The organism is Wohlfahrtiimonas sp. G9077 (assembly GCF_002252155.1).
GTDB lineage: Bacteria > Pseudomonadota > Gammaproteobacteria > Cardiobacteriales > Wohlfahrtiimonadaceae > Wohlfahrtiimonas.
This window is the reverse complement of sequence record NZ_NEFD01000002.1, coordinates 165,296-190,271: the sequence shown is the minus strand read 5'-3', so window position 1 is coordinate 190,271 and position 24,976 is coordinate 165,296. Positions and strand designations below refer to the sequence as shown.

At 45.6% G+C, this 24,976-nt stretch carries 23 protein-coding genes and 1 riboswitch; of the genes, 8 read left to right on the top strand and 15 right to left on the bottom strand.

Annotated elements, in window-relative coordinates; translation table 11 throughout:
* Window positions 1-63 precede the first annotated feature (63 nt).
* Window positions 64-1,182: a hypothetical protein gene (locus tag B9T20_RS04170; protein ID WP_094489947.1), complete on the bottom strand. Its 1,119-nt coding sequence runs from the start codon at window positions 1,180-1,182 to the stop codon at window positions 64-66.
* Window positions 1,183-1,522: 340 nt separating this feature from the next.
* Between B9T20_RS04170 and B9T20_RS04165 the strand changes: the two genes are divergently transcribed.
* The 3 genes from B9T20_RS04165 (at window position 1,523) to B9T20_RS04155 (ending at window position 5,453) form a co-directional block, all read left to right on the top strand.
* Complete coding sequence (locus tag B9T20_RS04165) at window positions 1,523-3,016, top strand: aldehyde dehydrogenase family protein (RefSeq protein WP_094489946.1); 1,494 nt, start codon at window positions 1,523-1,525, stop codon at window positions 3,014-3,016.
* Between the two features lie 107 nt (window positions 3,017-3,123).
* Window positions 3,124-4,158 carry an Ldh family oxidoreductase gene (locus tag B9T20_RS04160; protein ID WP_094489945.1) on the top strand — a complete coding sequence of 345 codons (1,035 nt, stop codon included), beginning with the start codon at window positions 3,124-3,126 and terminating at the stop codon, window positions 4,156-4,158.
* Window positions 4,155-5,453 carry an FAD-binding oxidoreductase gene (locus B9T20_RS04155; protein ID WP_094489944.1) on the top strand — a complete coding sequence of 433 codons (1,299 nt, stop codon included), beginning with the start codon at window positions 4,155-4,157 and terminating at the stop codon, window positions 5,451-5,453. The genes B9T20_RS04160 and B9T20_RS04155 overlap by 4 nt, the downstream gene beginning before the upstream one ends.
* Before the next feature lie 159 nt (window positions 5,454-5,612).
* Here B9T20_RS04155 and B9T20_RS04150 read toward each other — a convergent pair whose 3' ends face one another.
* The 4 genes from B9T20_RS04150 to B9T20_RS04135 form a co-directional block, all read right to left on the bottom strand.
* Window positions 5,613-7,013: a thiamine pyrophosphate-binding protein gene (locus B9T20_RS04150; RefSeq protein WP_094489943.1), complete on the bottom strand. Its 1,401-nt coding sequence runs from the start codon at window positions 7,011-7,013 to the stop codon at window positions 5,613-5,615.
* A gap of 103 nt (window positions 7,014-7,116) precedes the next feature.
* Entirely contained in the window at window positions 7,117-8,031 is a 915-nt protein-coding gene (locus B9T20_RS04145) for a LysR family transcriptional regulator (RefSeq protein ID WP_094489942.1), read from the bottom strand.
* 127 nt (window positions 8,032-8,158) lie between these two features.
* On the bottom strand, window positions 8,159-8,875 hold the full coding sequence (locus tag B9T20_RS04140; RefSeq protein ID WP_094489941.1) for a PIN domain-containing protein: 717 nt from the start codon (window positions 8,873-8,875) through the stop codon (window positions 8,159-8,161).
* Window positions 8,876-8,981: 106 nt separating this feature from the next.
* Entirely contained in the window at window positions 8,982-10,301 is a 1,320-nt protein-coding gene (locus B9T20_RS04135; protein WP_094489940.1) for an MFS transporter, read from the bottom strand.
* Window positions 10,302-10,730: 429 nt separating this feature from the next.
* Between B9T20_RS04135 and B9T20_RS04130 the strand changes: the two genes are divergently transcribed.
* Window positions 10,731-11,825: a hypothetical protein gene (locus B9T20_RS04130; RefSeq protein ID WP_094489939.1), complete on the top strand. Its 1,095-nt coding sequence runs from the start codon at window positions 10,731-10,733 to the stop codon at window positions 11,823-11,825.
* Between the two features lie 36 nt (window positions 11,826-11,861).
* Here the strand turns inward: B9T20_RS04130 and B9T20_RS04125 are convergent, their stop codons facing one another.
* Window positions 11,862-12,788, bottom strand: a complete 927-nt coding sequence (locus B9T20_RS04125; protein WP_094489938.1) for a DMT family transporter — start codon at window positions 12,786-12,788, stop codon at window positions 11,862-11,864.
* A 106-nt stretch (window positions 12,789-12,894) separates the two neighbouring features.
* Here B9T20_RS04125 and B9T20_RS04120 point away from each other — a divergent pair, with 106 nt between their 5' ends.
* Complete coding sequence (locus B9T20_RS04120; protein ID WP_148138447.1) at window positions 12,895-13,698, top strand: AraC family transcriptional regulator; 804 nt, start codon at window positions 12,895-12,897, stop codon at window positions 13,696-13,698.
* Here the strand turns inward: B9T20_RS04120 and B9T20_RS04115 are convergent.
* From B9T20_RS04115 to hdeA, 4 genes are all read right to left on the bottom strand, one after another.
* Window positions 13,607-14,470: a lytic transglycosylase domain-containing protein gene (locus B9T20_RS04115; protein WP_094489936.1), complete on the bottom strand. Its 864-nt coding sequence runs from the start codon at window positions 14,468-14,470 to the stop codon at window positions 13,607-13,609. The two genes, B9T20_RS04120 and B9T20_RS04115, sit on opposite strands and share 92 nt — an antisense overlap.
* Before the next feature lie 43 nt (window positions 14,471-14,513).
* Entirely contained in the window at window positions 14,514-15,284 is a 771-nt protein-coding gene (locus B9T20_RS04110; RefSeq protein WP_094489935.1) for a hypothetical protein, read from the bottom strand.
* Complete coding sequence (locus B9T20_RS04105; protein ID WP_094489934.1) at window positions 15,277-16,356, bottom strand: linear amide C-N hydrolase; 1,080 nt, start codon at window positions 16,354-16,356, stop codon at window positions 15,277-15,279. The genes B9T20_RS04110 and B9T20_RS04105 overlap by 8 nt, the downstream gene beginning before the upstream one ends.
* Before the next feature lie 130 nt (window positions 16,357-16,486).
* Window positions 16,487-16,852 (bottom strand): acid-activated periplasmic chaperone HdeA, encoded by a 366-nt coding sequence (gene hdeA, locus B9T20_RS04100; RefSeq protein WP_094489933.1) that lies wholly within the window; start codon window positions 16,850-16,852, stop codon window positions 16,487-16,489.
* A 166-nt stretch (window positions 16,853-17,018) separates the two neighbouring features.
* Between hdeA and B9T20_RS04095 the strand changes: the two genes are divergently transcribed.
* Both B9T20_RS04095 and B9T20_RS04090 read left to right on the top strand, forming a co-directional pair.
* The gene (locus B9T20_RS04095; protein ID WP_094489932.1) at window positions 17,019-17,414 is read left to right on the top strand and encodes a hypothetical protein; all 396 of its coding nucleotides are present in this window, start codon (window positions 17,019-17,021) and stop codon (window positions 17,412-17,414) included.
* A 123-nt stretch (window positions 17,415-17,537) separates the two neighbouring features.
* Window positions 17,538-18,929 (top strand): hypothetical protein, encoded by a 1,392-nt coding sequence (locus tag B9T20_RS04090; RefSeq protein ID WP_094489931.1) that lies wholly within the window; start codon window positions 17,538-17,540, stop codon window positions 18,927-18,929.
* 47 nt (window positions 18,930-18,976) lie between these two features.
* Here B9T20_RS04090 and thiC read toward each other — a convergent pair whose 3' ends face one another.
* The 3 genes from thiC to B9T20_RS04075 form a co-directional block, all read right to left on the bottom strand.
* A complete protein-coding gene (gene thiC / locus B9T20_RS04085; RefSeq protein ID WP_199415218.1) occupies window positions 18,977-20,764 on the bottom strand; it encodes a phosphomethylpyrimidine synthase ThiC in 1,788 nt (595 codons plus the stop codon).
* Between the two features lie 112 nt (window positions 20,765-20,876).
* Window positions 20,877-20,988, bottom strand: a riboswitch (TPP riboswitch).
* 36 nt (window positions 20,989-21,024) lie between these two features.
* Entirely contained in the window at window positions 21,025-21,414 is a 390-nt protein-coding gene (gene panD, locus B9T20_RS04080; protein WP_094489929.1) for an aspartate 1-decarboxylase, read from the bottom strand.
* Between the two features lie 31 nt (window positions 21,415-21,445).
* A complete protein-coding gene (locus B9T20_RS04075) occupies window positions 21,446-22,642 on the bottom strand; it encodes an NAD(P)/FAD-dependent oxidoreductase (protein ID WP_094489928.1) in 1,197 nt (398 codons plus the stop codon).
* A gap of 158 nt (window positions 22,643-22,800) precedes the next feature.
* Here B9T20_RS04075 and B9T20_RS04070 point away from each other — a divergent pair, with 158 nt between their 5' ends.
* Complete coding sequence (locus tag B9T20_RS04070) at window positions 22,801-23,328, top strand: hypothetical protein (protein ID WP_094489927.1); 528 nt, start codon at window positions 22,801-22,803, stop codon at window positions 23,326-23,328.
* 65 nt (window positions 23,329-23,393) lie between these two features.
* On the opposite strand, the gene B9T20_RS04065 is transcribed toward B9T20_RS04070, so the two are convergent.
* The gene (locus B9T20_RS04065) at window positions 23,394-24,224 is read right to left on the bottom strand and encodes a transporter substrate-binding domain-containing protein (RefSeq protein WP_094489926.1); all 831 of its coding nucleotides are present in this window, start codon (window positions 24,222-24,224) and stop codon (window positions 23,394-23,396) included.
* Window positions 24,225-24,247: 23 nt separating this feature from the next.
* On the bottom strand, window positions 24,248-24,976 hold the full coding sequence (locus tag B9T20_RS04060) for an amino acid ABC transporter ATP-binding protein (protein ID WP_094489925.1): 729 nt from the start codon (window positions 24,974-24,976) through the stop codon (window positions 24,248-24,250).

Here is a 24,976-nt window from a genome sequence, read left to right as displayed (position 1 = left end):
CACCATGAGAAATCCCCCGCATTGCGGGGGATTTTTTTAGGCTCATTTCAAATCATTCATGAATTAATTGTAAGAAACTTTTGCCAACAAACCTGTGCCTTCCAATTTCTTAATTTTAAATGGACCGTAGAAAATCAACGCGATCAACACAATGCCCACATAACCTGCGATCGGATAGAAGTAACCCATCAACTGAATGAAGCCCACAAAGCTGATGCCATAACCCATCGTCAATACACCCAATACAATCCAACGTGATTTTGGCGTTTCCATCGGCACATAGCGCGAGATGAACACATAAAACATGCTCACCGCTGTACTATAAATCATGGCCAATGCCACAAGCGTCAATAAACCACTTAAGTGAGGTACATATGTATTCATGATTTGTAAGGATGGCATTTGTGCCAAAGTATCCACCGTGGGCGCAATGGTTTTGATCTGTGCAAAGAGTGCAAAGTGCCCCATTGCCAATACGCCGCCAATAATTAAACCACCCAATGCACCGCCCCAACGCGCCACTTTTGGATCTTTCTCTTCCCCGCCAATCACCAATGACATGCCAACACCCGCCACCGTCATCATTGTGACATGGTTAATGGCCGCCACCCACCAATTGGGCAAAGTGTCTGGCAATGTGTCACCCACAGCGATCACATAATCATTGAGCTCTGCAAAGCTTTCTGTTTGATTCGATAAACCTTGATAAATCACGATGGACAATAAACCAATTAAAATTGGCGTGATCATGCCAATGACCAAAATGATTTTACGTAAACGCAGCATCAATGTGCCCACCACCAATAATGTCATGATGAGGGAGCCTTGCCACAAGGGCATATTATATTGCTGCTGAAAGAGCGAACCGCTGCCTGAAAGCATAATAATGCCGGTGCCAAGCATCATGATGATGATCAATGCATCCACAAAGCCACCAACGGCTTTACCGCCCACTAAATAGGCCGCTTCCTTATAGTTTTTCGACTGTAAACGCTGCCCTAAACCGGTGACAAAATAACCGACAATACCATACAGCACCGTGGCTAAAATGACGCCGGCGGTGCCTTCAATGCCAAAAGATGTGTAGTAAAAAAATGGCTCCATGCCTGAGGCATTTCCTGCTCCGACAACGACACTGGCATAGGCAAATGCCACGATTAAAACCTCTAAAACCTTCTTCATTTCAATCCTCCTAAGTGATGTGTCCCAGATACTTTTTGCAGGATGCTGCCAAGCATCTCATTGTTATGAATACAGTTTTTATACAAAACGGTATCAATGGGGTTGCCTTGATAGTCGCTTTTATGACCAACAAGTGTCAAAAGATATGAATTCAGAAGGTAATGAATTTTTTTCCATTTTCGTTAGGCACCAAAACTATTCCTTAAAGGAATGAAGCTGTGCATTTAGTTCGTTTGTCAGGCCGATGGGCTTAGATGTAGCATCGATTCATGCCTTCATTTGGCAAATCACAATAAGAATCACTCACGTCATAACCATTGAATTAAAAAGGATGATTACCATGAATATTTCTGTACTCAACCAATTAGGTCTGTCCAACGAATTGTTAAATGGCGGCGATCACGCCATTCGTAGCCCAATTGATGGCTCAACATTGGCAAAACTTACCTTCATTGATGCCACACAAACAAATGCCATCATTGATGAAGCGCACGATGCATTTTTAGAATGGCGCACAGTGCCTGCACCCATCCGCGGTGAATTGGTGCGCGTATTGGGTGAATTACTTCGCGAACACAAAGAAGCATTGGCCACCGTCATTACATTGGAAGCTGGTAAAATTCAGTCTGAAGCCTTAGGCGAAGTGCAAGAGATGATCGACATCTGTGACTTTGCCGTGGGTTTATCGCGTCAGCTTTATGGTTTGACGATCGCCTCAGAACGTCCGGGCCATCACATGCGCGAAACCTGGCATCCGCTAGGCGTTGTGGGTGTGATCACTGCATTTAACTTCCCGATGGCGGTTTGGTCTTGGAATACAGCGCTTGCCCTCATTTGTGGTAATGCGGTGGTGTGGAAACCTTCAGAAAAAACGCCATTGACGGCTTTAGCCTGCCAAGCGGTGTTTGAAAAAGCCCTTGAGCGCTTTGGTAAAGCACCGAAAAACATCGCCCGTTTAGTGGTGGGCGCCCGTGATGCCGGCAATGCATTGGTGGAAAATCACAAAGTGGCACTGGTCAGCGCAACAGGCAGCACGCGCATGGGTCGTGAAGTGGGACCTAAAGTCGCCGCACGCTTTGGCCGCTCCATTTTAGAATTAGGTGGCAACAATGCCATGATTTTGACAGAATCGGCAGATCTTGATTTAGCAGTCCGCGCCATTGTCTTCAGTGCAGTGGGCACAGCAGGACAGCGCTGCACAACGCTTCGCCGCCTGATCATTCATAAATCAGTTAAAGCACAAGTGCTTGAGCGCCTCAAAGCCTCTTACAGCACCATTCCTGTGGGTTCGCCGTTAGACACTCAAAATCTTGTGGGGCCACTGATGGATGAAGATTCCTTCAACGCCATGCAAAAAGCCTTAAGCGATGCGAAAGCCACAGGCGGCATTGTCCACGGTGGCGAGCGCGTCTTAGCCGATCAAATGCCCAATGCTTACTACGTTAAACCCGCCATTGTGGAAATGCCCACACAAAATGAAGTGGTGGCAACCGAAACCTTTGCCCCAATTCTTTATGTGATGGAATATGAAAACTTCAGCGATGCGATGGCCATGAACAACGATGTGCCACAAGGTTTATCCTCTTGCATCTTCACCAACGATGTGCGCGAAGCGGAATTTTTCCAAAGCGCAGCCGGCAGCGATTGCGGCATTGCCAACGTCAATATTGGCACCAGTGGCGCTGAAATTGGTGGTGCATTTGGTGGTGAAAAAGAGACAGGCGGCGGCCGTGAATCTGGTTCTGATTCTTGGAAAGGTTACATGCGCCGTCAAACGAACACCATCAACTATTCACGTGAATTACCACTCGCGCAAGGCGTGAAATTCGATTAATCTCAAACCGTGACACCAAGAGATGGCATGGCCATCTCTTGTGCCCTCTGGGCTTATTAAAAGAGCTTCAACAAAGCCAAAGCATACTAATCACCAAGGAGGAGAGCATGAAAATCTCTATTGATCAATTGCAAACATTGGTGCATGAGATCTTAGACAGTCGAGGATTCTCACGCGTGCACCGCGATGCCATCACCGATAATCTGATGGCCGCACAAATTGCTGAATGCCATTCTCATGGGGTTTGGCGTTTGATCGCATTGATGGATAATTTAGACAAAGGCATGTTAAACACACAAGCGGTGCCGCAAGTCACCCACAATAAAGGGGCGATCATTCGCATCGATTGCCAAATGGCAGCGGCGCAATATGGTCATCATGTGGGCATACCGCTATTGATTGAGCGCGCGCAGGAATTTGGCATTGCGCTCCTTGCCATCAACCATTGCATCCATTTTTCTGCATTGTGGGTGGAGCTTGAGATGCTCGCAAAAGCCAATCTTGTGGGTTTATGCATGACCACAAGCCATGCATGGGTTGCCCCATGTGGCGGTAAAACGCCGCTCCTTGGCACCAATCCTTTTGCCTTTGCTTGGCCACGCGCGGATCACCATCGACCTTATATTTTTGATTTTGCCACCAGCGCCACCGCACGCGGCGAGATTCAGCTCTTAGCCGAACACAATCAACCTTTACCGGATCATTTTGCCATTGATGCTGATGGCAATCCCACCAATGATCCTCATGCTGCTCTAAAAGGCGCCATGCGCACCTTTGGCGAACACAAAGGCACAGCCCTTGCCACCATGATTGAGTTGATGGCGGGCCCTTTAATTAATGATCTAACGAGCCAAGGCTCAGAGCAATCGGCCAATGGCGCCGCATTGCCTTATGGCGGCGAGCTCATCATTGCCATTGATCCGACCATTTTACTTGGGGATGAATACAGTGAAGCAAGCGCACGCGCTGAAGATTACCTCAACCAATTTACCCACCACGGCGTGCGATTGCCCTCCGAACGACGATTCACTGCCCGCGATGAAAACTTACAAACAGGCGAGCTCACCCTCGATGATGATCTCATTGAAGAACTCAAAGCCCTCATCCATCCTCGCACTGAATCTTTTAAGGAGGCGATATGACCCTCAAACATGAAAATCTTTGGCGCACATTGGTATCAGATAAAGTGAATTTTCCATCCCTCAATCAAGATGACACCGCAGATGTGTGCATTGTGGGTGCAGGCTTTACCGGTTTATCCGCAGCCATTCATTTGGCGGAAAAAGGCAAAAAAGTCGTGGTGCTCGATGCCCATCATGTGGCATATGGCGGCAGCGGTCGCAATGTCGGTTTAGTCAATGCAGGCACATGGAACAAACCTGATTTCATGGTGCAAATTCTCGGCAAAGAGATGGGTGAAAGCCTCATTTCTGCGCTCGGCGATGCGCCAAAACTTGTGTTCTCCCTCATCCATAAATATGGCATCGATGCCCAGCAGCAAGAAGTTGGCACGTTGCACATGGCGCACAGTAATCAAGGCATTGCCGAGATTGAAGATCGTTATGAGCAGCTTACGCGCCGCGGCGTGAATGTGGAGTTATTAAAAGGCGATCGCATTGCTGAATATTCTGGCAGCCAAAAAATTCCGGCAGCACTCCTCGATCACCGCGCCGGCACCATCAATCCATATGCTTATGCCACAGGCTTGGCTAAGGCAGCAGCATCCCTTGGCGTGAAGATTTATGAGAATTCCCCTGTCTCTGCCGTCAATTGTACAACGCCCGGACAATGGCGCGTCACAGCGCTCAATCACACCATCACAGCAGAAAAAGTGATCATCGCCACCAATGCCTATGCAGAAGGCGATTTGGCCACTTACCGACAATCCATTTACAGCGGCTATTACTATCAAGTAGCGTCCGAGCCTTTAACGGGCGATGCCGGCAAAACAGTGCTGCCTTATAAGCAAGGTTCATGGGATACGCGTTTGGTGCTCAGCAGCATCCGCCTTGATAAAGATGGCCGCCTCATTTTAGGCAGCATGGGCAAAGCCATCAATAAACCTGCATGGTACCTCAAAACATGGGCCGATCGCATTCAGCAACACTATTTCCCACAATTGGGAAAAAATACGGCATGGGAATACAGCTGGTGCGGCCGCATTGGCTTTACCGATAACCATACGCCGAAAATTTTTGAGCCTGCTCAAGGCTTGATCGCCGCCATTGGCTACAATGGCCGCGGCATCACAACTGGCACATTGATGGGCAAACTCTTTGCAGAACACTTAACAGATGCCAAAGCCGCGCCGATTCCTGTGCCGTTTTATTCAGCTGTGGATCAATCAAAGTGCAACTATGCACCCATCAAATCCCTCTTTATTGAATCGGGCTTCACGCTCTATCACTTAGGGCAATGCCTGAAAGTCATTCGCTAGACGCACCACATCCATCGACCCCTTTTGCCCAATTTCGATTGGGCCTTTTTTTGTGCTGTTTTAACCATTTTGTGGACAAAAAAAGCCGAGGATTAACCTCGGCAACACGTCATCACAACGTTTAAAACAGAGACAATCATAAGCGAAGGGGAACGCTTATCATTGGGACAATGCGTGCATCACCTCCTTTAAAGAATGCATGGACAACTTAGCGTGATCTGTGAATAGACAATGGAGGATCACAGGTGTGCCAAGCGCTGCTTGTTCAACGGCAGCCGCCCATGCGGAGAAAAATTCATCTTGCGTCATCGTTTGCCCCACCATCAGCACAATGCCAAGATGATGGTGCTGAGCGCTCAACAATGCATCAGAAGATGCATCGAAATCATGTTGATCCATCACACAAAGCACCGGGCGCGTTCGATGCCATGCTTTAGCTGCCACAGCTGCAGCGATGCCATGCGTGACGATGACATCATCCGGCAAAGCATCACTCAATGCATTGAGCCATTGACCAGGATCAGAATGACTCACCTGCCACGCGGCATGATCCGCGCGATCTTTTTGTAAAATGTCGAGCCAATTGTTGTACAAACGTACGCTCAACAATGCTTGCGTGAATGCGTCAGGCGTTGCATTGATCGCCAAATCCGCATGATAAACATCATTCAGCGCCTGAATGTCTGGATGGATGTGAATCAATGTTTGTAGTGGCACAGGCGCGTTGAGCAATGGCTCATCCATGGTGCCGCCCAATAATATGACCAAGTCAGCATGAGCAATCCGTTTAGCCAATGCAGGATTCATAGATTCTGTGATCTCACCCACAAAGGCTTCGTGACGCGAGGAAAAAATTACTTGACGGCGCGCTTCCACCGCTGTAGACAATGCATAACGGGCAGCAAATTGCTCAATGCGCGCCACCGATTGTGCCTGCCATTGACTGCCACCTAAAATTAAAATGGGGTTACGCGCAAAATTGAGCATCTGTTCAAACTGCGCTAAATCATTCATGGAAGGCGCAATCGTTACAGGCGTGATGGCGATGCCATCGGCAATGGATATGCATTCTGTGAGCGCATCATGCGTAATGGCGATCACAACGGGCCCGGATCGCCCCGTCACCGCTTGATGAAATGCGCGTCCGATGATCTTTGGAATGCCAGCGGCATCCTCAATGATGGCTGACCATTTAACTTGGCACTGCAGCGTTGAAAGCACCGCTTGCCCTTCTGAGAGCGCCGCGCTTTTGACCAATATGATCATCGCTGTGGCTGCTTGCATCGCGATGTGAATGCCATCGATGGCATCCTGCGCCATTGCCTCACTCATGACAAATGCAATGCCAGGATGCGATGACAGTTTCCCATAAGCTTCTGCCATCATTAAGGCGGTGCTTGTTTGCCAAGCCGTGATGAGCTCAATGTTTGCGCTTTCTAAGGGTGCTAAAAGTGGATCATGCGCATCACCAAGCACATAAAAGCCCTGCTCAATGCCTTGAATCAGCAGTTGATCCACCAATATTTCACCACCTGTGCGCGGCATTTTCGTTTCATGCATAGGGCTTTTTCCTTATGGGATAGAGCTTTAGTATGACGAGCGCATCCCATAAAGAAAAACGAAATTTAGCAATGAGGTGATGAGTTTTTTTCTTAAAAAGCGGTTAAATTTTCGCCAATTCGCTGGGCTTGCCTAAGTAGTTCAGCACCCAATCGCGCACCATTTTGACTTTTGGCTCTGCCGAATGGCTCTTTAAATACGCCATGTAATAGGAACCCAAGCCTGTCAAACGATGGCTCGAGGCTGCCACCAATGAGCCATTGTCTAAGTCTGATTGCACCAAAATTTTGGGCACCAACGCAATGCCACAGCCTGTTTTTGCGGCACTGATGCACGATGACCAACGCTCAAACAACAGTGATCGATAACCATTGGGATAAATCTGATTAAAGCGTTCAAAAAATTGATCCCATGTATTTAAACGGGAGCGGCACTCAATGAGGCGCGTTTTAAAATAAATGTCGATCTCCTCTTGCCCAGCATTGTTTGCCAAAACATCCGGATGGCACACCGGCACCATCTCTTCATCAAAGAGCTCCACCGCTTCCATGCCATGCCAACCGCCATAACCATACACAAATGCCACATCGGCATCCACATCAGAGGGATCATACGGAATCACTTGTTCATAAAAGGCAAGCTGCACATCGCCATAATGCGCCGTAAAGCCTTTGAGCGCTCTGACAAGCCACGCGGCACACAAAGATGGATGAGAGGCAATGCGGATCACCTCCTCAAACACGCCATACGAGAGCATCTCTTTTGAGGTCTCCTCAATTTTTCTTAAAATTGAGTTCACATGGGATAAATAGGTGCTGCCCGCCGGTGATAACTCAAGCTTTTGGCGATGACGAACAAATAATTGCACCTGTAAACTACTCTCTAACAGCGCCACTTGCTTGCTGATGGCGCTTTGCGTCAGATTCAGCTCTTGTGCTGCTAACGTAAAACTCAAATGCTTAGCCGACACCTGAAAACAACGCATGGTATGCGTTGTCGGTAAATATAAACGACTCATGTTTCCTCCATTCCTTCGGTACTCGATCGGTATTATTGATGTGTGTGATCGATCAAATTAACTTACCAAAGTTTTAGGAAGGGAAGCAAAAAAAGTTACATGCAACTCTTTAAGCCATTAGATTGGCTCAAATATTTTCATCCACCCAGGATTTAATCTTGCCCTTGTGATACACAATTTGCTGATCATTCACGCTGATTGCATTGGCTTTGATTAAGCAGTCAATGATTTGATGTGCAAGCTTGTCTTGAGCGAGATCATCACATGCCATGAATCTTAAACGCGTACGGATAGAATTATAAAATCCCTGTAATTTACTCGGCCATGAACCATTGATTAATAACCTTGATAAATAGGCCAAAGTTGCCTGCTCAGCCTGTTTAAAAGGTGGCAAGGTCAGTAATTCTTCAGAATTAATATTAATGACTTTAGGCTCTATGTCTCGCACCGGTGGCACCGGTGCAACGGTATCTTGCTTGCCGATTCTCTCAGCCTGTTTATGCGCCGCTCGATTGACCAACTCAATGATCACATCAAACCCTTTGTCATTGGAATAAATGACAAAATGGTCAAATTGATCAAAGTAACGCCCCAATAAAAATGTGATGCCAAAATCTGCACTGTTATTGCCCACTTCAGACATTTTCACAAGCTCAAGCCGATCTTTAGCCACACAATCTTTTAAGACCATTAACCAATCTAACGGGATTTTAACCCCTGTTTGGGCATAACAAATCACAACCTTCTGATAAATTTGAAAATCTTCAATCAAATCCTCAATTTTTGATGGGCAGTTTTCAATATCGATCAATAAAAGTGATTGATCATTTATTTTTTCTTTCATGATTTAATAATGATGTTTTAATATTAAAAAGACAGCTTAAGATAAATTGCAAACATAAGAAACAAAAAAAGCGGCCAAGGCCGCTTTTATCATGTGAAATCATCGATTATTCTTGATAACCTTTATAGGCAAGGGGCAAAAATGCGACCACAATGCCCACGATCGCCACAAAACCAATGTACCAAGCTGCACCTAAAGAGGTTTGACCCAATAACCAAATGGTCAAAGCTGGCGTAATGGCACTAAAGGCGGCATAGGCTAAGTTATAAGAGAAAGATAAACCGGAATAACGGATTTTCGCAGGGAATGCACGCGTTGCAATGATTGGCGTGATGGCAATCGCCCCTGTGAATAAGCCCATAATGGCTGCGCCCATGTAAATCATCTCAACCGTTGGTTTTTCAGACAACATGCTGTAGAACCAAAAAGATGAAATCGCCAAGCCGCCCCACGCGATGATGGAAACCGCACGCGTTTTTACCATATCTTCTAAATAACCGAACAAGATACAGCCAAATGTAAGCATCAATGCCATGATGCAGCCTGTAATGCGCGCATCAATCGGTGGCAATTGATACATGCCGCCCAAAATTTTCACTGGCGTCATCAAAATACCCACCATCACAGTTGTGGACAATGACCAAGTGAGTAATGCCACAATGATGCACGCCCATTTGTGCTTTTTCATCACGGTGACCACAGGAATCTCTTTCGATAACTCTTTGCGTTCTGCCATCTCTTGGAAAATCGGCGTTTCGGATAAATAACGGCGTAAATAGACAGACAACACGCCAAACAAACCACCCAGGATGAACGGAATGCGCCATGCGTAATCTAAAATCTCCTCGCGTGTGTAGACAACATCAATCAAGATGGACATCAAAAAGCCGAGTAAAATCCCGCCGGTGATGCCACTTGTCAACACGCCAATGCCCAAACCATAACGATTTTTAGGCGTATGCTCTGCAATGAATACCCAAGCGCCCGGCATTTCACCACCGATGGCAGCACCTTGGAACATGCGCATTAAAATCAAAATCACAGGCGCCATCAAACCAATCGTTTCATACGTTGGCATCACACCAATCACAAAGGTTGGCAATGCCATCATCGCAACGCTCAATGTGAACATTTTTTTACGGCCCAAAATGTCCCCAAAGTGCGCCATGATGATCCCACCAATCGGACGCGCAATGTAACCTGCGGCAAAACCGCCCCATGCATAGACATCACCCCAAACGGTACCGAGCAGATCTGCCGGCAGAAACAGCTTTTTGACCACAGTTTCAATATAGAGCGCATAAATGACGAAATCATAGAATTCCAGAGTTCCGCCAAGAGATGCTAAGCTCAATGTTTTATAATCTTCTTTATTTAACGGACGCGCTGAGGGGGCGCCCATGGTCGTTTCGCTGGTTGCTGACATACTGTATTTTTCCTAATCGTAATTCATTAATTATTAACTCGATCTCAAATCGATCCTCATTATTCCTATAAATTTTTACAAAATTCAAGGCTTGCTTGAGAATATTTTGTCTTTTGTGCTTTTTTATCTGGCACTGTGAATTTTTCCATCAAAATCAAAATGTTTTAGCGTTATTCACTGCATAAACAGCGCTAAATACATTGATCTATTTATCAATATTGATCTACAAAAATATTACAAAATTATCGTTTCAACCCTAGATTAATTCAAAAATCCATTGTATTGTATGTTGCATACTGGTTATTTATGGCGCATTGATGCTTGAAAAGCTCAACAAATTTGTAATGAACAAAAAAATGTGCTTTAAATATCTACAAAACAACTACCAAAATAATAAATGGTTGTATCATTCGACTGGAGGAGAGTTTCATGTTTAAGATTATACAAATGGCGTTCGCCTTTGTGGGCGTGATCGTTGGTGCAGGCTTCGCATCTGGCCAAGAGATCTTGCAATATTTTACAAGCTTTGGCACATGGGGCACATTTGGTGCAGCCGTCTCTACAGGTTTATTTGCCTATTTGGGCATGATGCTCATGAAAATGGGCAGCCGCTTACAAACAGCCTCGCACGATGAAGCCATCTACAAATTAAGCGGTAAATTCTTAGGCACAGCGGTGGATTACATCATCATCTTCACACTCTTTGGTGTGGGCGTTGTGATGGTGGCCGGCGCAGGCAGCATGCTCAATCAACAATATGACATACCCGCTTGGTTAGGCAGCTTATTGATGACCATCATGGTGGTTGCCACAGTTCTATTGCCAATCAACCGCGTGATTGCATTGATTGGTGCGATCACACCATTTTTAATCATCGCGCTTGCCATCATCTGCGTGTATAGCTTATTTACACATCACGCCACCATTGAAGAGTTAGAGCCTGTGGCAACCTCCGTGAAAAGCTCATTGCCAAACTGGTTCATCGCTGCCATTAACTACGTTTCCTTTAACGTCGCGGTGGGTGCAGGCATGGCACTTGTGATGGGCGGCAGTGAAAAGAACGAAAAAATTGCCACATGGGGCGGTTTAATCGGTGGCTTATTGATCGGTGCATTGATTGTGGTGGCTCATTACGCCATCTTCTTAAACATCCATGATGTCAAAGATGTGGGCTTACCTTTATTAAAAATCATCCAAGATTTATCCCCAACATTGGGCATCATGATGACGATTGTGTTATTCGGCATGATCTACAACACGGGCGTTGCCATGTACTATGCATTTGTGGCGCGCTTTACCACCATGCAAACGAAGCGCTCATATATGTTTGCAGGGGCGACAGGTTTAGTGGGCTTTGTGGCAAGCTTTGCAGGCTTTACAGGTTTAGTGGCGTACTTCTACCCATTGATCGGTTACTTAGGCTTATTGTTGATCGCCATCTTAGTGATCGCGCCCTTTAAAATCAAAAAAGAAAAAGCCACTGAATATCCTCATTGCAATGTTGCGGATGCGCCGATTGCATAAAAGTCTCAGTGACTGCTGTTTTAGAAAGCTTTTGAGTTACTCAAAAGCTTTTTTATTTGCGCGCTTACGCAGTGTTTCTAAGCTCACCACTTTATTGACACGTTGGGCAATGATCACACCGATCAAACAGATCGCCCCGCCAATGATGTGATAAGGCTCAAGGTTTTCATGCAAAAACAGAATCGAAATGATTGCCGTAAAGAGTGGTGATAAGTTCATAAAGAGCGATGTTTTGCTCGCACCTAAACGCGCCACACCTTGTAACCATAAAAATGGAGCGATGATGGAAGCCGGAATGCCGGCAAATAAAATCAAATTCACATTCTCACGCGTGATGGCAACATTGTCCGTCATCACAAACAGCGGCACTAAAATCAACACGCCAAAAATCACCTGCCAATAGAGGGATTGCCATGTCGATACTTGTGCTTGAATCTTCCACTTCATTGTCAAAACGCCATAAAGCGCATAGGCAGAGGCGGCAATCAGCATCATCAATTCACCTTTGCCAATGCCAATGTCCAATAAAATGGCCGGGTTGCCCCCGCTGATTAACCAAGTGATTCCAAAAAAAGACAACCCACTACCCACCAACAATCCGACAGTCAATGGCGTACGTAGGATAAGTAAACTCAAAATGATGGTGAGTAGTGGTGTCAAGGAAAGGAATATTCCAATCATCGTGGCGGAAATGGTGTACGCCGCGTAATACGCTAAGCATTGATACACCGCCATGCCAAGAAAACCAAGCACAGCAAACTTCCAAAGCAATGGCTTTAACTGTTGCCAGTTGCGCCATGTGCCCACAATACAAAAAGGTGTCAGAATCAAAAAAGCCAACACCCAACGATAAAACGAGATGGCCGCAGGCTCAATGACGCCCGCAGACAATTTATTGACGACCGCATTCATCGCCCAGATCATTACCGCAACTAATGGATACAGCATTGCAGCCCAATTCATAGTTTCCTCCATTCATTCGGGGTCTGAGAGTATAGATTGTCAGATATAAAGTATATAATGGTAATCAGACATCTTGATCCACTTTTCTGACAATCCATCAAAACCCATGAAACAACTCTGCATGCGCCCAACTGAATTTCACCCCGATCAACTCCTTGCCCTTGCCGACGAAGCCATCAATGAAGCGAGTGAATATCTCCCGCATGAGCACAATTGGGGACAGATCATTTTCGTCAAATGTGGTGTCATCACTCTTGAAGTGGCAGGCGAGCGCTTCATTGCACCGCCTGGCTTTGCCATTTGGATTCCGCCGGCTTGTACACACGCTTGCCATAGCCATCAGCCAACGCGCTTTCGAGCCATCAATTTATCGATGCAAGCTTCTGAATTTTTAACCGATCACCCTTCCCTGTTAAAATTCAGTGACATTGCCCTTGGCATTGTCGATCACTATTTTGATGCCAAAATACAGATGCCAACCACGCCGCAAGATCAGCGCAAAGCCCAAGTTTTGATTGATGAATTACAAGGCGCCATGATTGGGCACACGTATCTGCCAACTTCAGAGCATCGTCTGTTAAAGCCCATTTTAACGGCGCTAGAACAATCCCCCGACAATCGTTTGACCCTAAAAGAGTGGGCACACAAAGTCTTTAGCACCGAGCGCACGCTCGCGCGCCATTTTCAAAAGGAGCTTGGCATGAGTTTTAATGAGTGGTGTCAGCGGTTGCGTTTTATTCATGGCACCGCTTTGCTTGAACAAGGCGAAACCATTGAGGAGATCGCCTTTAAAGTGGGTTATCGTTCCGCCTCAAGTTTCATCGCGATGTTTCAGGCGCTCTCTGGCACAACACCAGATCGCTATCGCCAATTGCACACGCGTCCATCGACTTCACAATGTCAAAGTTAAGAAACAGGCGCACATTCTCTAGATACGTGCGTTTTTTAAGGGCGACATATTTATCAAACACACGATTTGAATATTTAAACGTGGCATCATCTTTGCTGCCATTGTAACGATGGAGTGCCGCCCGAATGTTGCCCTCTTTTTTAAGATATTCCACCAAAATCGCCGTGCCAATCTCAATGTTTGTGGGAATGTCATACAACACATCCACATCGCCATATTGGCTGATTTTATCTAAGTGCCACTTTGGCGTCACTTGCATGAGGCCAATGGCGCCTTTATTGCTTTTCGCAGCAGGATTATACGTGGATTCCACAAAGATAATGGCAAGCAAAAACTCTAAATCAAGCTGATTTGCCCATGCTGCTTTTTGGGCGCTTCGCACTAAAATGCGGGCATTTTTCTCATCAATGCCATAATTATTGACCAAATAGCGCGTCATGATTTGGCGCTTTGTGCGGCGCAATGAGTGGCGATATTGGATGTTATCTAAAGTGTTATGGGCAATCTCTAAATCATGCCCATGCAGCATGCGAAGCGCGCCCGTTAAACCAAAAAAGCGGCTCATGTCCACTTGCATTAAAGCGCGCGGACGTTCCTGAATTACATCAACCCGCGCACTTTTTGGCAGGTTAATGGTCAATAAATACGGCAAACCGTAGCCTAAAATAATCAAAGGCAGCATCACCATTGTGATGACAATGCGCGAATGCTGCTGAATCATGCGCCAAATGGGTGCAATTTGTGTACAAAAAGTAGAGGTGTAATGATCCATGCAAAAATGTAGTACTGAATAATTCAGAAATTATACAGTAGAATCATTGATATGTATCAATTCGATTGTGCCAACCGGCCAACCATCTTTCTTCATTGCGCTCTTTAGGGGCATTTTTCACGCGGTTACTCATGACCGTTTTCGCCGCCGTTCTAAAGCTCTGCATCAAATCTTTTTGGGCAACGTTAGGATCCATGGTTTCCAACACTTGCAACAATCCCCAGCCTTGTCCTTGATAACGCTCATTTTGATTGATGCCTTCGCCTTTAAAATTGATGTAATCAATGAGCGCATATAAGCCGCTTGGCGTATTCAATAAGCGATTAAAATTCTCTTTAACCCGTTTTTTTTGCGAAGTTGCCGCTAAAATTTTGGGCAATGATGCATTAAGGCGCTCGGCAATGAACTCAATTTGTACCGCTTGCGTGTTGTACAAAAAGTTTTCTAAATCCTTAAAGGCCGGATCATTGTGTTTTGCATTTAAAAACTCGGCTTGCGTTTTCCAAGGTGCATAACGATACATGCGTAAAATCCATGGCAGCTCGATGTTTTTAGTTTTATAAAATGTCACAAGCGCCGGAAAACTCTCTTCAAAGCGCTCAGGTTCATTGTATTTGTACCAAATGAAATGCCCTATCCCAAGCGATGGAAAATTCTCTCCATTGTTCCAAACCACTAAATTCTCACGCTTGCCGCCCGTTTCATTGCGATAAATTTTGCCCGCAATTTCATTGAGGGCAGCGGGCGGAATGTTGATGTCCGCCGCCGCAATGCTCACACTGCATAATGCAATGCATAACCACTGTTTAATCATGCTGCTTGAGTCCTTCATTGATGCCTAAAAATTTGAAAAGTTTAGCATCTTTAAACTCGCCCGTGGCATCGCCTGAGAAGATATTCATTTGATTTTTCCCCAAATCCAACTTTTTAACTTTCCCCGTTGCTTCACTGAAATCCACTTGTTTTAAATCCACCCAAAATGTGTTTGGCGTTAAGGCTGATTCAAAGAAATACACCAATGATTTTTGATCCACCACAGAGCGCCAACGGGTCGACGAGATGTTTGGCTCATTTTCTGTATTCAAGCCATAAGGCACAGAAACGTTACGGATTACACTAAAGACGCTCGCAACCGATGTGCGCATGTCTTGATCTTTGGGAATGGCATTGATGTAAAACGATGCACGCGCAAAGCGATCCGCTGCACGATTGGTGCCCGGCAACATCACTGTGCCGCCAATTTGTTGCCAATAAGTGTTGAGTGCCAATTGTTTCTCAAAGGTTGGAGAATTGGTCATCACTTGATAAGCACGATTGTGATGAATCACTTGCTTGCCTTCGATGTATTCAATGATGGCGCTGTCGCCCGTGGCATCTGAAATGGAGAGATGCAGCGTTGCCTTACGATCTTCACCGGGCACATTGTCCGTCACCACAATAAACTCTTCTTTTGCCAATGCATTGACGGCTTCTTCAACGGTGGCGAAGTTATCGAGCACATATTGTGCCCAAGCGGAAATGGAGAGCAATTTTTTATCGTCTGTGGGCGTTGGGTATTCAGATTCCACAAGCCACAACATATTGGCCACCAAACCCTTTTCATTGACGCCATCTGTGGTGGCAATGTCAAAACCTGAGGCAATCACGCTGCCATATTTCGATGTCCATTCAATCGAGTTCGGACCTGCACCCCCATGTTGATGAATGCCTTTGGGCAAAATCCATAAATTGGTGCCCACATCCACTTTCCAATCCATGGATCGACCAGTGATGATGCGATCATTGTCACCTAAAAACACTGCGCGCGTACAAGCATGGGAAAAAGTTGCCGTTAAACTCGCCGCTAAAAGTGCGGTGGCCACTAAACGATGAGAAAATTTTTTCATACAATCACCTTATAAAGTCAATGCCAATGCTTTGAGTATAGCACCTTAAAACATCCTCTTGATGCACAGACAAAAACACCTTCATCAATGACTGATGAAGGTGTGGCATCATGCATTTAAGAATGATCAATTATTTTGCGGGGGCTTGCGCTGCTTCTTTTGCTTGACGCTCTGCCATGATTGCTTGGGAATCTGCAATCTCTTTGAGCGTCAATGCAAATGGCACATCAGGATCGCTCTCGCACACTGTACGCACTTGTGAAGAGATGTTTTCAATGCCTTCTAAATCTAAAATGGCATCTTCAATTTTGCCCTGTTTATTGAGCATGTCCACAACAGCAACCGCCACAGGACGATAATCTGTTTTCACTTCTAAAAAGTCAGCACACGTCCATTCAAACAAAGGTTTATTCGGTTTAACTTTAGGGGTTTCGGCATTGGCCGTTGCCAAACCAACGATGGAAAGTGCAGCCGTTAATAAGACTAATTTTTTCATGCGAGCTCCTTTTATTGTTATCGATTGTTCAATTTCAATACTATACTGACAAGAAAACATTTAAAATATAATATTATGTTTTTGATTAAATAAAACAGTAATATTATATGTATTTACTATAGCATATCCATTTCAATATTGTATTGACCAAGCCTAAGGAGCTGACATGAAAAAATATTTATTGCTCACACTTTGCTTATCAAGCATCATTGCCCAAGCCAACGCAGAAGACATTGCTTATCAAGATAAAAATCTTGCTCCGGTTGAAATCCACGCTGCAAAAACGCCACTCTTAGCGGTGCTCAATCTCAATCCCATTCATGAGCAAACAGAGCTTTCTGGCCTTGGCATCACACAAAGCATCAATGCTGTGGAAAATCCCACCGAAGCGATCATCACAATCACCCAAAGCAATCTTGCCGATGATGCTGTAGAAGCCACGCAAAACACCTACTTTGTCCATAAAAATGAGCACGGTTGGTCCGTTGACGGCGTTGAGCATGCCTACAAATGCCGCCGCGGTGAACAGACAACAGAGTTCATCAACACAAAATGCCCATAAATCATTCCATTAGAGCAACTTGGTTGCTCTTTTTTTTACATGAATTTTGCATAAAAAGATTTCTCGCACCCAAAAAATGGCATAAAATGTGCGCCCAATCTTTCATGCAATCTGAGGTGATGAATGAACACTTCGACACAACGCACGTTTAAGGCGTTATGCACGCCCATTTTAGCGGCTTTGATTTTGGCAGGCTGTGCCTCTAACGACGCCGAAGCCCTCTTTAAGCAACGCAATTACATTGGCTCCATTGAAGCGATCACCAAAGATCTCAATCAACGCCAATCCTATCCATCTGCAAGCACCAAACAGCGCTGGGTGACACTTGTGAATCAATCCATTGAACAGATTGAACAAATGCCACAAATCTCCTTTGAGCAAAAAACCCGCCGTTTAGAACTGTTACTCAAAGCGCGCACACTTCTTGATCAAGGTTTTTATCGCACAGAATTTGCAAGCTTTAATGAGCGCTACAACACAACAGAACTTAAAAACCAATTGGCTAAAATCTATTATGATTGGGGTCAATCCATCACCGGAAATGATCAAGCGGCCGACCAAAAGCGCGCCCAAGTGTATGGCCGCGGCGCAGCTTTAGCCAATTATAAAAACATTCAAAAACTCGCTGAAAAATATCAATTGTCTTATGATCAATCGGTGGCCAAAGATGCTTATGCACGTGGTTTAATGCTGGAGCGCGAGCAAAATTATCAAGCGGCCAGTGAAGCGTTTAAAGAAGCATTGACCGCTTATCAAGCCCATGGCAACTATAAAGATGCCAGTCAGCGTTTTCGCACCAATGATCAAAAATGGCGCAAAGCACGGGCGGATCAAGCCATCATGCAAGCCAAAGCCATTGAGCAATCAAGCTATGGCAAAAAGGCCGGTTACCGTCAAATGGCCAAAGCTTACCAAGAAGCTGCGGACATTTACCAACCCTATGGCGATTATCAAGGCAGCGAAGGCTTAGCGAAGCAATATCGCAACCTTGGCACCGTGCGCTACAATTACCGCATCAATGCCTATTCTGGCAATGCGCAATGCGGCTTTTATGGCAATCGTGTTTCTGATCAACTCGGACAGATGATTCAAAACACCGTCAAAGGCGATGGTTTTACGTATGGCGCAAATCCTGATTGGATGATCACCATCAATTACACCATGGATTATCGCGAGCAACAAAACAATCAAGACAATCAAATTGAAAGCTATGTGGATCAAACCGGCAAAGAGTGGCGTTACAATCGCACCACCACAAGCCGCGCCCAAGAATTCACCATTCGCGCCACCATTGAAAGTCGTGGGCTCATCAATGATCAACAAACCGTGAGCACTGATCTTCGCAATCAACAAACCCGCGTACAGTATAGCGGCAATGTCCCCGCCCACATCAAAGGTTACACCAATGGCCAATTCATGAGCCAAGAAGCTTTGTGTGAAGCGGCAGAGCGCGACATTCGCCAAAAGATCAATTACGTGATCGAGCGCCTTGCAAGCGATGCAAAACAACGTTAATGGCATCAAAAAAAGCGCCCAATGGGCGCTTTTTTGATGACAGAAATTTAGCTGTAAATTTGGCTGTCATTGTCTAAAAACTCTTTTGACTTCTCTTGCATGCCTTTTTCAATGGCCTCTTTGACAAAGGTGCCATCTTGATCTTTAAGACGAATGTCTTGGGAGATCTTCATGCTGCAGAATTTAGGGCCACACATTGAGCAAAAGTGTGCCACTTTTGCACCGGCTGCTGGCAAGGTTTCATCATGATATTCTCGTGCTCTTTCAGGATCTAAACCTAAGTTGAATTGATCTTCCCAGCGGAACTCAAAGCGTGCTTTAGATAGAGCATTGTCGCGATCTTGTGCATTAGGATGACCTTTGGCCAAATCCGCTGCATGCGCCGCCAATTTATACGTGATCACGCCAACGCGCACATCTTCACGATTGGGCAAACCTAAATGCTCTTTTGGCGTCACATAGCAAAGCATTGCCGTGCCATACCAACCAATCATCGCAGCGCCAATGGCAGATGTGATGTGATCATAGCCAGGTGCAATGTCTGTGGTCAATGGGCCAAGGGTATAAAATGGCGCATCATCACAATGCTTCTCTTGCATCTCCATGTTCTCTTTGATCTTGTGCATCGGCACATGTCCTGGACCTTCAATCATGGTTTGCACATCGTGTTTCCATGCGATTTTGGTGAGCTCACCCAATGTGATCAATTCTGCAAATTGCGCTTCATCGTTCGCATCGGCAATGGAACCTGGGCGCAAGCCGTCGCCCAATGAAAAGGCGATGTCATATTGCTTCATGATTTGGCAAATTTCTTCAAAGTGCTCATAAATGAAGTTCTCTTTATGATGAGCTAAACACCACTGCGCCATGATCGAGCCGCCGCGGGAAACAATGCCGGTAACGCGTTTTGCCGTCAATGGAATGTAACGGAGTAAAACGCCCGCATGAATCGTAAAGTAATCCACGCCCTGCTCTGCTTGTTCGATCAACGTATCACGGAACACTTCCCAATTGAGATCTTCTGCGATGCCGTTTACTTTTTCAAGGGCTTGATAAATGGGCACCGTACCAATTGGTACAGCAGAGTTACGAATGATCCATTCGCGTGTTTTGTGAATGTCTTTACCTGTGGATAAATCCATCACGTTGTCTGCACCCCAACGCGTTGCCCACGTCATTTTTTCCACCTCTTCTTCAATCGAAGAGGTCACCGCTGAGTTACCGATGTTGGCATTGATCTTCACATGGAAGTTTTTACCAATGATCATGGGTTCAGATTCAGGGTGATTGATATTATTTGGAATGATGGCACGGCCTGCAGCCACTTCATCGCGCACGAATTCTGGCGTCATCCCTTCGCGAATGGCAATGAACTCCATTTCAGGCGTGATGATGCCTTGACGCGCATAATGCATTTGCGTCACATTTTTACCGGCTTTCGCACGTAAAGGCTTACGTTTTAAGCCTGGGAAAGAGCCTTCAAAGTTACGAGGATCATTAATGTCTTTATAGCCATTGTCCACCGCTTTAATTGCACGGCCATCATACTCTTCAACATCGCCGCGCTCTAAAATCCATGGGCGACGCAGTGCCGGTAAACCTTGGGTTAAATCAACAGTATAGTTTGCATCTGTATATGGGCCGCTTGTGTCATAGACGCGAAATGGCGCGTTTTCTTCAATGATTTGCCCTTTGGTATCTAATGTTGGATCAAGTGTGATCTCACGCATTGGCACGCGAATGTCAGGGCGAGAGCCTTCTACATACACTTTGCGACTGCGCGGAAAACTCGATTTAATCTCAATTTTGGTGGTTGTTGTCATGAAACTCTCCATAATCTAATTGTCAAAACAAAAATGACGAGAGTCTGGCAACGTAATGAAATATGAACGACTTTTTTTAGACAATAAAAAAGCCCCGCTTCCCAGTGGAAAACAAGGCTCATCGAGTCGTTCGGATATACTTCCCTACGCTGGTATGAGCCAGATCAGGTCCAAAGGGTTTAAAAGCACATTTGCCTTAATCTCAGCCCACAGCGTGGACACCCCCAGTGAAATCTGCCTCATTTATAGCGTTTATTGTGGATAATTGCAACTTATACCGGATGCGTCTGCCCGTGGATTTCCTGATGGGCAACATCATCAATGCAATTGTCATGATCCACAAACACCACTTGTTGCTGCAATGTTTTCGCTTCCTCAGGCGTCACAAGGGCATAAGCAATGATGATCACCACATCATCCACTTGTGCATAACGCGCCGCCGGGCCATTTAAACAGATGACGCCAGATCCCGCTTCCCCACGAATGGTATAGGTTTCTAAACGGGCGCCATTATTGACATTGACCACCTGAACTTTCTCACCTTCTAAAATATTCGCCGCATCGAGCAATTGACCATCGATGGTAATGCTGCCCACATAATTAAGATTCGCTTCTGTCACTGTGGCGCGGTGAATTTTTGATTTCATCATTGATAACAACATCTTTCACTCTTTCCTTACATCATTAAAAACATCAAACATATCCTGCGGCCGCATGCGCAGAAGCCCATGCCCATTGGAAATTAAAGCCGCCTAAATGCCCAGTTACATCGAGCACTTCACCAATAAAATAAAGCCCCTTTTGACGGTTGCTCTCCATTGTTTTTGAGGAGACTTCTGTCGTGTCAACGCCACCTAAGGTCACTTCTGCGGTGCGATAGCCTTCTGTGCCCGCGGGTTTGACCTCAAATGCTTGCAATTGCTGCCCAATTGCCCGTAAACGTTCATCGCTCCATTGCCCTAAAGGCTCATCACGCGCGCTCGCCCACAGCAATTCTTGTAACTCTAGCACCACACTTTTTGGTAAATGCTCTGTCAATTGCGTTCTTAAGAGGGATTTTGGGTGCGTGCGCTTCATGCGGATCAACCAATCTGCTGCATCAACGCTTGGCAAAAGATCCATCACAAAGGGCTCACCATCTTGCCAATAGTTAGACAACTGCAACGCTGCCGGCCCACTTAAGCCACGATGCGTAAACAGCAAAGCTTCTGCAAAGCTTGCCCGTGCATTGCTGAGCACCACATCCACCGCCGTGCCGCTTAAACGGCTGGTCAGCGCTTTAAAGCCATCTGAAAAAGTAAATGGCACCAAACCTGCACGGCGCGGCAATACCGTGTGACCAAACTGTTTTGCAATCTCATAACCGATGCCTGAACCGCCAAGCGTTGGAATGGACAAACCGCCTGAAGCCACCACCAACGATTCTGCCTGAAATGTCCCAAGCGTTGATTGCACCACAAAGCCATTGTCTTGATGCGTCACATCAGTCACCGCGGCATGGGTTTCGATGGTGACGCGGCGCGCTTTTTCGCACTCTTTTAACAGCATCGCCAGAATCTGTTTAGCGCCATCGATCGTAAATAACTGCCCATGTTTGCGCTCTTCATACGCAATGCCATGATCATTGACCAAGCCCAAAAAATCCCACTGCGTGTAACGGGCTAAGGCCGACACCACAAAATGAGGATTCGATGACAGATAATTGTCCGGCGTGACATACAAATTGGTGAAATTACATTTTCCACCGCCAGACATCAGAATTTTTTTACCCACTTTATTGGCTTTTTCAAGCACCAATACCGAGCGCCCACGCTGCGCTGCCATAAACGCTGTCATCAGGCCAGAGGCGCCTGCACCGATGATCACCACATCATATTGTTTCAAAATCATTTAACCCACATAACCGATTGCAGCCCACATTATAAGAAATGCCAAAATAAAAACTGCAATTTCTTCATGATTTAAATTGTTTATTTTGATCAATTGCGTTAGGATTGCGAAACTTTGACCTATATCAAATTTTAATCATTAATCAATTAGGGACAACGATGGAAAACACGCTCATCACACTGGCAGAAATTCATTACGATCTCGGTCTGATTGGCCATGATGAATACAGTGAACGCTTAAGCATTGCCTTATGGCTCTCCGGCAAATACGATGATAATGACCCAAGACAATCCCCCACCGAAAAACCACAAAATCAAGAATTTGTCTCGCTCCTTGGAGAGAGCCGAATGCTCAGAGCCACGGACACACAGCAATCTTTCCTCTGTGTGGGTTTATGGCTCTTTACCCGCGATGAGGCCAACTCATACCCTTCTGTGCCCTTTGGTTACTATAAAAACCCTAAACAACCTTGGCCAAAACTCGATCCTTACACTGGCCGTGTTTATGTCTCAAAATATCAAGAAAGCGCCAAACATCGCTTATCAAAAGCAGATTTAAAAAAATTATGGCAAGATGAAAAAATCAAAAGCTTTTGCCGTGAAATGACCATTTGGTACCAAGAACAATTTCGCTCCCTATCATTTCCCGTGCGCAATCATATGCGCGCCCACAAATATCGCATGTAAAAAAAAGCCCAATCACGACAACTGGGCAAACTAGGGATTGTTGATCTATTGTTCAAGCAAAAAAGTTATGGGTTGCTTGCATCAATGACGATATTGTCAGGGTTAATGTTCTCACCATAAAACGGCTTCATGGTTTTGTCATACGCTTGATGGAAAAATGCTTGGCTCTGTAGGGTTTTGATCTCATCGTTGATCCAATTGAGCAATTCTGTATTGCCCTTTTTCACAGCTGGCGCAATCACATCTTCATTGCCAATCACTTGGATGGAGACATCAAATTCAGGGTTATTTTTCGCCCATGCATACAGCAATGTATTGTCATGCGCCAATGCTTTTGCGCGGCCATCTTTAAGGGCGGCAAAGGCTTCTGAGTTGTGATCATACTTTTGCAATGTCACTTTTGGGTGATGTTGAGTGAAATAGCTTTCTGACGTTGTGCCTTTATTGACAATGAGCACATTGCCATCTAATGCCGCTACATCCGTTACAGGCGCATTTTTAGGGGAAACAATGCCGATGGCTGTTTTCATATATGGATGACCAAAATCCACTTGCGCGCTGCGCTCAGGCGTCACTGTAAAATTGGCAAGCGTCACATCCACTTTATTGGCATCCAACACATTAATGCGATTTTGTGCCTCTGTGAGCACAAATGTCACTTTGCCATCGGTGCCAAAGAGCGCTTTGCCCAAAGCTTTGGCCAATTCAATGTCATAGCCTTGTGATTGCCCTTCGCGATCCACATAACCAAACGGTGGTTTATCACTGAATACAGCCACACGAAGCTCACCGCGATCCTTCACGGCTTGTAAACTGTTGTCCTCTGCCAAAGCATAATTGGATAAAAAGGCCGCGCTTACCAATAACAATGCAGCTTTATGGTGACGATGTTTCATGGTGTTCTCCTCATAAATTATATTTAAAAATCAAAGACGTTTAAAAATTGACGGGCGCGCTCACTCTTTGGTGATGAGAAAAACTTCTCAGGCGCAGCCGTTTCTACAATGTTGCCTTGATCCATAAACACAATGCGATCGGCAACTTTACGGGCAAAATTGAGCTCATGGGTGACGATCAACATCGTCATGCCATCGGTGGCTAAATTTTGCATCACTTCCAACACTTCCCTCACCATTTCAGGATCAAGGGAGGCGGTCACTTCATCAAACAGCATCAATTCTGGACGCATCGCTAAAGCACGTACAATGGCAATGCGCTGTTTTTGTCCGCCGGACAATTGACGCGGATAAGCATCTTTACGATCGATGAGCCCCACTTTGGTCAGCAATTGATCCACTTCTGCCATCACTTCTACGCGATTGCGCTTTTGTACCTTCAAAGGCCCAAGGAGAATGTTCTCTAACACTGTCATGTTCGGGAACAGATCATAACTTTGAAACACCATGCCAATGGCTTGGCGCACTTTTGTCCAATCAGTTTTTGCATCGAGCCGCTGATCTTTAAAGATGATCTCACCTGAATCAATCGCTTCTAATCCATTAATGCAGCGCAACAACGTCGATTTTCCACAGCCCGATGGCCCTAAAATCACCACCACTTCGCCTTGCGTCACCGTTAAATCCACACCTTTTAAAATGGCGCGATCCCCGAAGGTTTTATGCAAATTGTGTATTGAGAGCTGAGTCAT